This is a genomic window from Flavonifractor plautii ATCC 29863 (assembly GCF_000239295.1).
Taxonomy (GTDB): domain Bacteria; phylum Bacillota; class Clostridia; order Oscillospirales; family Oscillospiraceae; genus Flavonifractor; species Flavonifractor plautii.
Map to the genome: position 1 here is coordinate 19,512 of NZ_JH417791.1, position 12,929 is coordinate 32,440.

At 61.0% G+C, this 12,929-nt stretch carries 16 protein-coding genes; all 16 read left to right on the forward strand.

The window, feature by feature from the left end:
* Entirely contained in the window at window positions 1-1,476 is a 1,476-nt protein-coding gene (locus tag HMPREF0372_RS10535) for a phage major capsid protein (RefSeq protein ID WP_007492052.1), read from the forward strand.
* A gap of 2 nt (window positions 1,477-1,478) precedes the next feature.
* Complete coding sequence (locus tag HMPREF0372_RS10540) at window positions 1,479-1,808, forward strand: hypothetical protein (protein ID WP_007492054.1); 330 nt, start codon at window positions 1,479-1,481, stop codon at window positions 1,806-1,808.
* Window positions 1,768-2,187 (forward strand): phage head closure protein, encoded by a 420-nt coding sequence (locus HMPREF0372_RS18760; RefSeq protein WP_155117012.1) that lies wholly within the window; start codon window positions 1,768-1,770, stop codon window positions 2,185-2,187. Before HMPREF0372_RS10540 ends, HMPREF0372_RS18760 begins: the two co-directional genes overlap by 41 nt.
* Window positions 2,184-2,498 (forward strand): hypothetical protein, encoded by a 315-nt coding sequence (locus tag HMPREF0372_RS10550; RefSeq protein ID WP_007492058.1) that lies wholly within the window; start codon window positions 2,184-2,186, stop codon window positions 2,496-2,498. Before HMPREF0372_RS18760 ends, HMPREF0372_RS10550 begins: the two co-directional genes overlap by 4 nt.
* On the forward strand, window positions 2,498-2,986 hold the full coding sequence (locus tag HMPREF0372_RS10555; RefSeq protein WP_007492060.1) for a hypothetical protein: 489 nt from the start codon (window positions 2,498-2,500) through the stop codon (window positions 2,984-2,986). The genes HMPREF0372_RS10550 and HMPREF0372_RS10555 overlap by 1 nt, the downstream gene beginning before the upstream one ends.
* Before the next feature lie 13 nt (window positions 2,987-2,999).
* Window positions 3,000-3,602: a major tail protein gene (locus tag HMPREF0372_RS10560; RefSeq protein WP_007492062.1), complete on the forward strand. Its 603-nt coding sequence runs from the start codon at window positions 3,000-3,002 to the stop codon at window positions 3,600-3,602.
* A complete protein-coding gene (locus HMPREF0372_RS10565) occupies window positions 3,603-3,986 on the forward strand; it encodes a hypothetical protein (RefSeq protein ID WP_007492064.1) in 384 nt (127 codons plus the stop codon).
* A gap of 189 nt (window positions 3,987-4,175) precedes the next feature.
* Window positions 4,176-6,215 (forward strand): phage tail protein, encoded by a 2,040-nt coding sequence (locus HMPREF0372_RS10570; RefSeq protein ID WP_007492068.1) that lies wholly within the window; start codon window positions 4,176-4,178, stop codon window positions 6,213-6,215.
* Window positions 6,212-6,589, forward strand: a complete 378-nt coding sequence (locus HMPREF0372_RS10575) for a hypothetical protein (RefSeq protein ID WP_007492070.1) — start codon at window positions 6,212-6,214, stop codon at window positions 6,587-6,589. Before HMPREF0372_RS10570 ends, HMPREF0372_RS10575 begins: the two co-directional genes overlap by 4 nt.
* Window positions 6,582-8,729, forward strand: a complete 2,148-nt coding sequence (locus HMPREF0372_RS10580) for a hypothetical protein (RefSeq protein WP_007492071.1) — start codon at window positions 6,582-6,584, stop codon at window positions 8,727-8,729. The genes HMPREF0372_RS10575 and HMPREF0372_RS10580 overlap by 8 nt, the downstream gene beginning before the upstream one ends.
* A 2-nt stretch (window positions 8,730-8,731) precedes the next feature.
* Window positions 8,732-8,893, forward strand: coding sequence for a hypothetical protein (locus HMPREF0372_RS19750; protein ID WP_155117013.1), 162 nt, complete (start codon window positions 8,732-8,734; stop codon window positions 8,891-8,893).
* 3 nt (window positions 8,894-8,896) lie between these two features.
* Window positions 8,897-10,096 (forward strand): Ig-like domain-containing protein, encoded by a 1,200-nt coding sequence (locus HMPREF0372_RS10585; RefSeq protein ID WP_007492073.1) that lies wholly within the window; start codon window positions 8,897-8,899, stop codon window positions 10,094-10,096.
* Window positions 10,097-10,098: 2 nt separating this feature from the next.
* Window positions 10,099-11,169, forward strand: a complete 1,071-nt coding sequence (locus HMPREF0372_RS19755) for a glycine-rich domain-containing protein (RefSeq protein WP_007492074.1) — start codon at window positions 10,099-10,101, stop codon at window positions 11,167-11,169.
* Window positions 11,169-11,453 carry a hypothetical protein gene (locus HMPREF0372_RS20630; protein ID WP_007492075.1) on the forward strand — a complete coding sequence of 95 codons (285 nt, stop codon included), beginning with the start codon at window positions 11,169-11,171 and terminating at the stop codon, window positions 11,451-11,453. The genes HMPREF0372_RS19755 and HMPREF0372_RS20630 overlap by 1 nt, the downstream gene beginning before the upstream one ends.
* Before the next feature lie 14 nt (window positions 11,454-11,467).
* Complete coding sequence (locus HMPREF0372_RS20105; protein WP_009261014.1) at window positions 11,468-11,617, forward strand: hypothetical protein; 150 nt, start codon at window positions 11,468-11,470, stop codon at window positions 11,615-11,617.
* 38 nt (window positions 11,618-11,655) lie between these two features.
* Window positions 11,656-12,929, forward strand: a 1,274-nt coding sequence (locus HMPREF0372_RS18765) for an N-acetylmuramoyl-L-alanine amidase (RefSeq protein ID WP_007492080.1), incomplete at its 3' end; no start/stop codon positions are given.

The window sequence follows — 12,929 nt, forward strand, 5'->3', positions numbered from 1 at the left end:
ATGAGAGCGAACGACATTCTGAACCGGGAGGAGATCCGGGGCCTGATGCAGAAGGCCATCCGGGAGGGAGACACGGAGGGCTTTTACCAGGCGTTCGACCAGATGCTGGAGTGCATCCAGACAGACATCCAGCAGAAGTATGACCAGCGCATCGGGGAAATGCAGCAGGAGATGGACAGCCGTATCCTGGCCGCCCGGGGCGTCCGGCAGCTGACGAAGGAAGAGCGGGACTACTATCAGAGGCTGGGCGAGGCCATGAAGAGCGCCGACCCCCGCCAGGCGGTTACCGGCCTGGACGCAGCCCTCCCCCGGACGGTGATCAACGAGGTATTTACGGAGCTTCAGACCAGACACCCCCTGCTGAGCCGCATCAATTTCCGAGCCTCCGGCGGCGCGGTGGAGATCATGGTCAACACCAACGGCTATGAGGAGGCGGTGTGGGGCGACCTGTGCGACGAGATCGTCAAGGAGCTGACCGCCGGCCTGAAGAAGATCCCCACCACTTTGCTGAAGCTGAGCGCCTTCCTGGCGGTGTGCAAGGCCATGCTGGAGCTGGGGCCCGAGTGGCTGGACGAGTTTATGCGCCAGGCGCTTTATGAGGCGCTGAGCAACGGCATGGAGGCGGGCTTTGTAACCGGAGACGGCAACAAAAAGCCCATCGGTATGACCCGGCAGGTGGGGGACAGCGTGGTGGTATCCGGCGGCGTGTACCCGGAGAAGGAGAGGGTGAAGCTCTACGACCTGTCCCCCGCCACCGTGGGCAATCTGATTTCCATTATGGCGGCGGATCCAAACGGAAAGCCCCGGCAAGTACAGGACGTGATTTTCCTGGTCAACCCCCAGGACTACTTCCAGAAGGTCATGCCGGCTACCACTCTGATGGCGCCGGATGGAAGCTACCGCAACGACGTGATGCCCTACCCCATGACCATCATCCAGGTGCCGGCCCTAAAGAGGGGCGAGGCGGTCATGGGCATCGCCCACCGCTATCTGGCCCTGGCCGGAACCTCCCCCAACGGCCGGGTGGAGTACAGCGACCACTACCGCTTCCTGGAGGACGAGCGGGTCTATCTCATCAAGGCGTATGCCAACGGTATGCCGTTGGATAACAACGCCTTCCTGCACCTGGACATTTCCGGCCTGAAGCCCGCCGCCTGGAAGATCACGATGGTAGAGGAGCCTGCGCCGTCCACCGACGCCGCCCTGTCCTCACTGGCCATCGGCGGCCTGACGCTGACGCCTGCCTTTTCCTCTGGAACAACTACTTACACGGCGGAGACGACCAACGCCACCAACACCATCACCGCCACGCCGGCTGACGCGGGAGCGTCCATCCAGGTGCTGGTGGATGACAAGGAGATCTCCAACGGAACCGCGGCCACCTGGAAGAGCGGCTCCAATACGGTGACCATCAATGTCACCGCCGCGGACGGGAAGACCAAGAAGGCGTATACCGTCACGGTCACCAAGAGCTGATTATGGGGCGGGACAGTCTGCCCGAGGGGCTGCTGTCCGACGTGAAGAACTACCTGGACATCACCTGGGACGACGAGGCCACCGACCGGAAGTATGCCGGCCTCGTCGCCTCGGGGATGGCCTACCTGGACGGAAAGCTGGGGGAGGCGGGGGACTACACGGCGGACGGGATGCCGCGCACCCTCCTGTTTGAGTTTGTGCGGCATGCCCGGGACAGCGCACTGGACGTATTTGAGAACAACTATCTGGCCTTGCTGCTGGACATGCAGCACGGGAGGGCGGTGAAGCGGTATGGCGGAGTGGAAAGCCCCGATGCGGCCCCGGACGGATAATGGGGTCAGCCAGACTTACAACGACGGCTTGGTGGCCGTCTACATGGTCACCGACGCGGCCCGGCCCGGCTACCAGCCGGTAGAGCGGCTGACAAAAAAGGCTGTGCTCCGCTATGAGGAGCGGCAGCTGGGTCTTCAAAGGGCTTACCTGGCCAAGCAGAACCAGGTGGACGTAGAGCGGGTGCTGAGGACGCCCCGGCTGCGGGGCGTCAGTACCCAGGATGTGGCCGTCACGGAGGACGGCAGGCAATACCGCATTGACCTGGTGCAGAGTGTGGCTGACGTCTGGCCGCCCTCCATGGATCTGACGCTGGCCAGGCTGGAGCAGGACTGCGGTGCGTCCGATTCGGACACACCGGGAAGGGGGATGCCGGGATGACCTGGCAGGAGAAACTTATCGCAGCGCATACCGCCGTCACCGACGCGGTGCGCCATGGGCAACGGATGAAATCCAGCCGGTATTTTGTTTGGCAGGAGGACGGGGACAACGATCTGGCGGCGGGCAACGGCCACGCCGAGCGGGCGGTCACCGGCACCACCGACCTCTTCACCACGCGGGAGTTTGACCCTTGGGCGGAGGCGCTGGGGGAGTCCCTGAGCGAATACGGCATCGCCTGGTATATCAGCTCTGTCCAGTTTGAGGAGGATACCGGCTTCTGGCACACCGAATGGGTATGGGAGGTAGCGTGATGGCGACCATCCAATTCAAGAAGGGTGACGAGTATCTGGCGAAAATCGCCAAGCTGGAGGCCAGCCTCAGAGACGAGATCTGCGGCTCGGCCATCTATGGGGCGGCGGGGATTGTGGCCGACGAAATCCGAGCCTCACTGGAGCAGATCCCGACCGATGAAGGATTTGGGACCAGCGGGAGCCCGGTACGGGGCCCCCGGAAGGTGCAGGTCAAAGGGCTGGAGGAGGGGCTGGGCATCGCCTCCATGCAGGACGACGGCACAGGTTACTTCCACGTGAAGATCGGATTTGACGGTTACAACAAGGTCGTGACCAGGCGGTGGCCAAACGGCCAGCCCAACCAGATGGTGGCCCGCTCCGTGGAGAGCGGAACCACCTGGATGCAGAAAAATCCCTTTGTCCGGCGGGCTGTTATGGCCACCCGGAAACGGGCGGTAGCCTACATGAAGGAAACGGTGGACAAAAAGATCGGAGAAATCATGAAGTGAAGGAGTGTAAGCCATGGCAACCATTGGCCTGAGTAAGCCCTACTATGCCAAATACAGCAATACCGGCAGCACGGTCAGCTATTCCAACGGGGCGCTGCTGGGCAAGTATACAGAGCTGTCTATCGAGCTGGACAGCCAGGACGCCAATATCCTCTATGGCGACAACGGTGCGGCGGAGAGCGACCAGCAGTTCACCGGCGGCACAGCGAACGTTACCACCGACGATCTGCGGGCGGATGTGATGGTTCCGGTATTCGGGGTCAAGGAGGAGGCTATCACTGACGAAGGGATCACCACCTCGGAGCCGAAGTGGATTGTGTTCGACGATGACCAGGAGGCCCCTTATGTGGGCCTAGGAGGCGTCATCAAGAAAAAGGTGGATGGGGCCGTCAAGTGGGTGGCATTCGTCCTCAATAAAATCCAGTTCGCCACCCCGGGCATCTCTGCGGTCACCCAGGGGGAAACCATTGAATGGCAGACGCAGGAGTTGACTGCCACCATCCTGCGCAGCGACGCGGCAAAGCACCCGTGGTTTCGGATATCCACTCCCATGGACACCGAGGCGGACGCGGAGGCCGCCGTCAAGAAGTATCTGAGCATCACGGAGGGGCCCTAAATGCGTACTGCGAAATTGACGGTCAACGGGAAAGAATACCTGCTCTGTTTTTCTGTCCGGGTGCTCCGGGCGGTGTCAGAACGGTATGGGGATGTGACGCACATCCCGGAGGCGTTGGACCAGGAGGATACGGTCCGGGCGATGGACGAGGCGTTCTGGATACTGTCTGCCATGATGGAGGCGGGGAGCCGCTATGCCGCCCATGAGGGAATGGAGAACCCTGCGCCGCTTACCGTGGACCAGCTCTACGATCTGTGCGATATCTCCGACTTTATGGGGCTAAAGAACAAGATCGCGGAAACCATCACAGCCGGAAGGGCTGTCACCGTGGAGGCGGAAGCGCCAAAAAACGCCGGAACCGCCCGGGGGAAACGGTCAGGCTGACCCCCGAGTGGTTTCTGTGGTATGGACTGAAGATCGGCCTGACATATGACCAGACAATGGATCTTCCGCTGGGGGAACTGCTTGATCTGGTCGCCATTGAACAGATCAAACACGAAGGCGCCAGGCTGAAGCACAGCGCCGGGGACGGAGAAGAGGAGTTCTTTGCGCTGCTGAACAGGAGGTGAAACCATGTCCGTGGATATCGGCCCAAAGATTGGGATTGACGGTGAAGCTGAGTTCCGGAAGGAACTGGGCAATATCAACCAGCAGCTCCGCACACTGGGCTCAGAAATGAAAGCGGTGACCTCCGCCTTTGCTGGCAATGAAAAAAGCCAGGAGGCCCTGTCTGCACAGGCGGGCGTGCTTACCCGGCAGATTGAGGCCCAGGAGCAGAAGCTCTCCCGGCTGGAAAAGGGGCTGGCCTCTGCCGCGCAGAAATACGGCGAGAACGACACGAAGACGCTGCGCTGGGCGCAGGCGGTTCAGGATGCCACGGCGGATCTCAATAAAATGCGCGCCCAGCTTACTCGGGTGGAGGGAGAGCTGGACGATACCGCCGACGCGGCGGACGAGCTGGCCGACTCCATGGATGACGCGGGCAGCAAGTCAAGCGGCTTTGGTGATACGCTCAAGTCCGCGTTCCTGGGCGGGGGTATTTCTGGAGCCATCCAGTCCCTGATCGGCGGGGTAAAGGATCTGGTGGAGAACACATCCGAGTACCGGAAGATCATGGCCTCCTTGGAGGTGTCCAGCCAACGGGCAGGCTACAGTGCCGAGGAGACCGCCGCCACCTACCGCACCCTGTATGGCGTCCTGGGGGACGACCAGACTGCGGCCACCACCACCGCCAATCTACAGGCCATCGGCTTGGCACAGGAGCAGTTGGAGCAGATTACCAGCGCCACCATCGGCGCATGGGCTACCTATGGAGACTCCATACCCATTGATAGTCTCTCCGAGGCCATCAATGAGACTATCCAGGTAGGGAAGGTCACGGGAACCTTCGCGGACGCGCTCAACTGGGCAGGTATATCAGAAGACGCCTTCAATGAAAAGTTGTCGGCGGCGGCCACGCCGGCCGAGCGGGCCAATCTGGTGCTTCAGCAGTTGGCCAGCCAGGGGCTGGTGCAGGCCGGGCAGGCGTGGCAGCAGAATAATGCCGATATCGTGGCCAACAACCAGGCCACGGCCGAGCTGACGGAGACAATGGCAGGCTTTGGAGCTGTCCTCTCTCCTGTGGTGGCCAGCGCGAAGCAGGGGCTTGCGGAGCTGCTAGGAGGTGTGCTGAGCGTTGTGCAGGCGTTCCAGGAGGACGGACTCGGCGGTGCCGTGCAGCAGGCCGGAACATTGGTCGGGCAATTTGTCGGCAATCTCAAGGAAAGGGCCCCGCAGATGCTCGCAGCCTCCCAAGAGATGATGGGGCAGCTTTGGCAGGGCGTGGTAGACAATATCCCGCAGGTCATAGAGGGATTTTCTCAGACGGTGAGCGGTGTGCTTAACTTTCTGTCTGAGCATCTGCCTGATATGATCCAAAAGGGCGGCGATATGCTGGGAAGCCTGGTGCAGGGAATTGTGGAGGGGATCCCGGTAATGCTCCAGAATCTGCCGAGGATTATCACATCCTTTGTCAACTTTATAGTGCAGAATTTGCCCGCCATTGTGGACGCAGGCTTTGAACTCTTGGGTGGGCTGATTACCGGAATTGTCAAGGCCATCCCGGAGCTGGTAGCCGCGCTGCCGCAGATTATTGTGGCTATCGTGGACGGCCTGGGGGCCTTGCTTGGCTCTATCGTAGAGGTCGGCACCAATATCGTGGAGGGCATCTGGGAGGGCATCAAGGGGGCCGCTGGATGGCTGCTGAACCGGGTGAAGGAATGGTGCGGTAGTATTCTGGACGGGATCATGGGTTTTTTCGGGATTCACTCGCCCTCCACGGTCTTCCGCGACCAGGTGGGCCGGTACATGGCCCAGGGAATTGGCGTTGGATTTGAGGAGGAGATGTCCAGCGTAGCGGCACGCATGCAGCGCAGTATCCCGACGCCCACCGTGGAGACCATCCAAAACGCAGCGGCGGGCATGGTCAACGGACTGAGCGCCGCGAGTGCGGGACAGGCATGCCCATCCACCATCGTGCTCCAGCTCAACAACGGCATGGAGATTGCCCGCTGGCAGCTGCCCTATCTGCGCCAGGCAGGCCGTGCCAACCCGGAGGTGGTGAGCGGCGTATGACTCAGTTGATTCTCGCAGATAACATCTATCTGCCGCAGACCAGCCACGACAAGTACAAGTGCTACCCGGCCCAGCTTGGGGAGCAGGTGGACATGATCTCCGGACGGCGTGTCCTGGAGGTGCGGGGCTGGGTGCAGATGATCGAGTACGAGTACGACTACATGGGCAATGAACTCATGCGGAAGGTCAACGCAGTACTCCGCTCCGGCAAGAGCTTCCAGGCGGCCTATCTGCCCGACGACAGGGACAGCCTGGTGGTGTCCACCTTCCTGACGGAGAGTTTCCCGCAGCCCACCTTTGCTTTTTCGCGGGGCGGGAAGCCCTACTGGCATAATGTGGCGTTTACACTGAGGGAGGTCAAGCCCCATGCTTAGCAGCTCCGCCGCCTATGAGGCGGCTATCACCGGCGACACGCGGCGGATGTATCTCAAGGCCGTCATCGATATCATCGACCCGGATATCGTTTACGGCACGGTGGACAGCTCCGGCGTGGCCAATGTATGCCGGCCGGAGCAGATCCACGACAAGGAGATGGAGCTGATCCCCTACGCCACGCTGGAGCCCAACCGCTGGGCACTCAACGGGCAGTTCAAGCTGTTCCCTCTCCAGGGGGCAGACCATATCGGCTTCCTGGGGGATGTACTGTCCGGCGCGGAGGGGGTATTCTCCCCAGCGGTGTGGGTGGAGGAGCAGTTTTCCAATGTCTCCATCCTCCAGGCGTGCTCCATCCACTTCCCAATGGCGGAGTGGGACGGGGTGCCCGCCGACTTTACCGTGGAGGTCAGGCAGGGAGGCACGGCCTACTACACCAAGACCGTGGTTGGCAATACCGCGTCCAGCATTGCCCTGGAGGGATTCACAGTCAACAATCCGGACGCCATCCGGGTTACGGTGACCCGTTGGTCACGGCCGGGCCGCCGCCTGCGGGTGCCGGAGATTATTCCTGGTTTGTATGAGGAGTGGGACAGCTCCATCCTGGCCCGGTTCACCCTGAACCAGCAGGTCAATTTTTCCTGCCTGGCGCTGCCCTACGGCACCTGCTCCCTGTCCATGGACAACCTGGACCGGCGGTTTGAGCCCCGCAGCAAGAGCGGCGTGTTCCGCTCCATCGAGGAGCGCCAGGGCATTCCAGTGTCCATTGGAGTAGCTCTGCCGGACGGCACGGTGGAGTACAAGCCCAAGGGCATCTATTACCAGTATTCCGGCGGCTGGAAGACCGGCGACAACGGCCTGACCATGCAGTGGGAGCTGGTGGACATCGTGGGCCTGGTCTCCGGCCGGCAGTACATCCCTCCCGCCCAGCTTCCCTCCACGCTGGAGGGCTGGATAGCCTCCATTGTGGCGCAGCTTGGGGACAACTTCGCGGGTCGGTACCATGTGGACCCTGAGTATGCCGGCCGCTCCGTGACGGCCCGGAGCGCGGAGGACGTGAAGGGGAAATCCTGCGGCGAGCTCCTGCGCATGGCCTGCATGGCGGCCGGGGTGTTCCCCCGGGCCGACGATGAAACCGGGGACCTTACCGCTGAACCCCTCTGGAACCAGGGGGCAAAGATGACCCTGGACAACATGGAGGAATACCCGGTCATGAAGGCCAACGACGACCTGGCCGCCCTCATTTTTACCCTGGCGGACGGGAATGGCACTGAGTATGTGGTATCGGGCAATGCCACGGCATCCGGAAACACGGTGGCGGTCAATAACCCGTTCATCCACACCCAGGCTGAGGCGCTGACGGCCGCCCGGCTGATCCTGTCCACCTATGGCGGCAACCAGTTGGAGGCCGTGGGGCGGGGCAACCCGGCATCGGAGCTGGGGGATGTGGATACGGTGTGGCTCAACGAATCCACGGCTACCACAGGGCGCAGAATGTCTCAGACGTTCGACATGTCCTCCGGCGTGCTGAAAGGCAGCCAGAGCACGATCCTCCAGGCCGACGGTATGTTTTTGTACGAGAACCGGGAGGTTATCACTGAGCCCGGTATCTGGACAGCTCCCCCCGGGGCGACCTCCCTCCGGCTCATCCTGGTGGGCAAGGGGGAGGACGGAGGCCACGGAGAGCCTGGTACCATGGGGAAAGCGGAATCCGAGGATGGCTTTGGGGAGGCCGTCACGGGCGGCTATGGAGCTGACGGAGAGGATGGGGCTGGAGGCAGGGTCTGGACAGGGAAGATTGGAATTAACCCCCAGCAGCAATTCCAGATCTCCTTCAGCGGGCCAGATACTATATTCGGCACATATTCCAGCGCCAATGGCGTGCAGTATCCCACCGGGTTCTCCGATGTGGCTAGCGGAGATGTGTATGGCAGGTCTGGCGTTGAGAAGCCGATCCCCGGCAGTGGGGATGGAGGGGCCGGAGGCAGGGGCGGAGCTCCCGGGTATGGCGTGTATAAGCACAACACTTGGCAGGGCGGCGGTTCGGTTACATTTAAGGTGCTCGTCGATCCAGAGCCGGGGAAACCCGGAGCGGCAGGGGCACAGGGCTGTGCCGTTATCTATTGGGACAAGGAGGGATGAGTATGTCCGAAACATGGACGCCGCTGGTTATTTCGGCCAGCTTTGCACCCAACCCCGTATCAGTCGGGCTACCCACCGTCCTGTCTGTCGTAGTCATCGACGCCCAGGGCGGAGAGCGGGAGGACCTCTGGCACAGTGGCGAGGTCCAGGCTGGGGAGGTGTAGTGCGTGGCGATTACCCAGGTGCGGGCGCAGTTCAATGGTCAGTGGTACATGCTGACCTACAACGAAGACGCCAGAGCCTATCAGACGACTATCACGCCGGACACATTCTCCGGCGGTCAGCCGGACGGGTATTACGACGTAACGGTAGAGGCTACCAACGACAGCGGCGTGGTGGTGACTACAGACGGGGACAATCTGCTGGGCCTTCGGTTGGTGGTGCGGGAGACCATCCAGCCCATCCTGACCCTGGTATCCCCGGAGGCGGGCTATGTGACCACCAACACGCCTGCGGTGACGTGGACCGCCCAGGACAACGACGGCGGCTCCGGTATCGACCCGGACAGCGCCATGGTGAAGCTGGACGGGAAGGCAGTTCCGGCGGAGCAGGTGTCCGTCACGGCGGGCGCAGGCGGGACGTATACCATCACCTATACGCCAGGGGCTGCTCTGGCGGAGGGGCCGCACACCGTCCAGGCGGGCATCAGCGACAACGATGGGAACACAGCTACGATGGAGGCAAACTACATTGTAGATACCGTACCGCCAGCGCTGTCCGCGTTGCTGTCCTTCGAGGAGGTAGTGGTGGATCCCTATACGGTTACCATCACGGGGCAAACCAACGATGCCACCGCTCCTCCGGTGACCATGACCGTGATGGACAACGGGGCGGTGGCGGGACACCCGACCGTTGGGCCGGATGGACGATTTTCCTTCCTCCTGAATCTTGAGGTTGGGGAGAACAACGTCACGGTCGTTGCCAAGGACGGGGCGGGGCTGACTACCACGGCCAGCTATTACATCATCCGCATGGTTACCGACCGGACACAGGCCGATGTGGACGCCCTGAACGACCGTGGGACATACAACGCCTCTGATCTCAACCGGGTCAATACGGCCATGGCTTATCTGAACGGGTGGCTTTCGGATGCGGGATACGTCACCGGATATGCCGGCCAGGGTATTGCCTGGGCTATAGATGACATTCCGCTACAGGCACAGATGGCAGACTACCTGTCCAACGTGGGGGCGATCGGTGGCACGTTCCCCCTTGCCAACGCCCCAGCAATCCCGGCCTCGATGGAGTTCCTGACCCATGAAGGGGCCAATCACATTGAGCGGGTTTTGGTGCTGACGGACCAGATCCGCGCTCGTTTGAAGCGGTCGCCATTTGTGAGCGGCGAAATATTTTGTGGTGAGGTGTAACAATGCAAGATGGAATTATTGCTGGAAACGGAAGTAGCCGGTATTTGAAAACGGTGGCGGCAGCGCTTTCCCTGTATCCTAGCTATGAGGATTTTATCACGGCGCTGATCGCCGGGACATTTCCCATTGACCTGAACGGGATCAATGAGGCAGGGTGGTCGCGGCAGGGGACACCCCTGAACAAAGGAACCCTGTTAAGCGACACCACAGAAACCAAGATATGGGGTTCAGCCGGGAACCATACAGTTGACCAGGCGCTCGGTCAGATACTTGGCTCAATCGGATATAGCCTAGTAAAGGAATACACATCACCAGGGAGCTACACACATACCTTCGACCGCAAATATACAGATATTTTTGTGATTGTGGTTGGCGCTGGCGGAGGAGGCGGTGTGGGCGAGATAAGAAAAACAAACGAATATTACAACGAGTGGGAAGGTAGAGGCGGCGGTGGCGGCGGTGCTGGAGAAGTAGTTGTTGCTTATTTTTTAGACAGCACTAAAATTTCAAATAAAAATATTGTTATCGGCTCTGGTGGAAGCGGGGGGACTTCAGTGAGCCCCAACGGTGCAAACAGCGATATCGACGGCAGAAAAGGCATGAGCGGAGGCAGTAGCAGCGCTTTCGGAATTACAGCGGCGGGAGGATCTCCAGGGGATAACTTCCATGCTGGTAAAGCTGGTGGTGTGGCTTCAAATATCACTTCTGGTCCTGGCTTTGGCGGAAGAGGACATGTTAATGATACTGTATCTGAACAGGGAGAAGATGGCTCTCTTATAATGACATTTGGAATAAGGGCCCCAGGTGGCGGCGGTGGCGGCGGTAACAGCAAAGGTTCATCGACCGGTAATTCTGATGGGAAAGGAGCACCCGGTGGAAGCAGCGGCGGCGGAAGGGGAGGCAACGGAGCCACCTCATCCGCAAACGGAACCAATGGTGCGGATGGTAGCAGAGGTGGCGGCGGTGGTGGTGCTGGCGGCGGCTGCAATTTCCTTTACCAGCAAAAATCCTCTGGAAATGGGGGGAGAGGCGGACACGGATATGTAGCGATTTACGGTAGGGGGGCGTTTTGATGAAAACGGTTTATTTGAACGAGGATAACACTGTCCGCGAAATCATCCCGGAATATGCACTCCCGCCGGAGAAGTGGTATAGCGAGGCATTTGCACGACGCTGTGTAGAGGTACAGGACGATGTAGAGCAGGGGTGGCGCTACAACCCCGAAACAGGGCAGGCCACCCCGGACAATAGACCGCCGGAGCCTGAATCGCCCTCGGCAGAGGACATCACCCTGGACATGCTGGCCGAGCACGAGGAACGACTTTGTATGTTGGAAATCACCACCAATGCTGTTTGAGGAAGGGGAAGGACATGAACACGGTATTTAATCTCTGCAAGCTGCTTATTGACCGGGGCCGCACCGACGGCCTCCAGGACAAGATGGATGTCTATCTCGCCGCCGACCGGCTCACCCCGGAGGAGTACCAGGAGCTGGCCGGGCTGCTTGCCCCAGAACAGTAATCAACAGCGGGATCGCTGGATAAAAGGATGTGAATCAAATGAGTAAGAGCATTACATATGTCCCGCTCTCGTCCGTGGAGCGGATTGAGCTGAGAGTCACCAACTGCCGCAAGACACTTTCCCAGGTCAAGGAAGAGACTGGTGCCCACTATGTGTTGAATGGCGGCATGTGGAACCCAGACGGCTCGGCCTGCCCGCTGCTCAAGGTGGGCGGGGTAATGCGCTCCGGCACGCCCTGGAGGGCGATGGGCTACGCCTGGGATAAGGGCCCCGACATCCACATGACCTCCGAGTACGGGGGAGCGGATAACTTTATTGCGGTGACCGCCCTCATTGCCTCCGGTAAGCCAGTGGATAAGCCCTCCTACGGCTCAGCCCAGGGAGGCAAGCGGGGGCGGAGCGCTATTGGCCTGCGCGGTGGAAGTCTAGCCCTCTACTGCTCCGGCGACGGCACCAGGGACGCAGCCACGACGGAGACTCTGAGGGACGAGCTGGCCGGGCTGGGCTGGTCCTCCGCCGTCATGCTGGACGGGGGCGGCTCCAGCCAGTGTGACTTTGGCGGAGAGCGCATCACCGCCAGCCGCAAGGTGCACAACTGGATTTGCGTGTATCTCAAGCAGGACGGTACTGAGACGCCGCCGGAACAGGAGGACAAGCCTATGAGCAAGTACACCGTGACGCCCAGCATCGGCGTCAACATCCGCAGCGGCCCCGGCACCGGCTACGGCAAGGCGGGGGCGTACCCCTGCGGGGCCGTGGTGGATGTTCTGGAGAAGCGGGACGGCTGGGGCAGGACGGATAAGGGCTGGGTGTCCCTGGCCTATCTGGAGGCCGTGGAGGGCCCTCAGCGGGTCACAGACAACGGCATTGCCATCCAGGAGCATATCATCTCCGGCGGGCGCAAAAACCGGCCGGGCAGGGACACCAACCCGGACACCTACATCACCATCCACGAGACCGGCAACGCGGCCAAGGGCGCCGACGCCGCGGCCCACGGGGCCTACCTGGACAGCGCCGCCGGGGAGGATGATCTGGTGAGCTGGCACTACACCGTGGACGACCACGCCATTGTCCAGCACCTGCCCGACTACGAGACAGCGTACCATGCCGGGGACGGCAAGGCCGGGCCGGGCAACACCACCAGCATCGGCATCGAGATCTGCGTCAACGCCGGAGGGGACTTTGAGGCGGCCAAAGCCAACGCGGCTGCCCTGGTGCGCCTGCTCATGGAGGAGCACGGCATCCCGCTGGACAATGTAGTCCAGCACAACCGCTGGAACGGCAAGGACTGTCCCAAGACCATCCGGGCCAC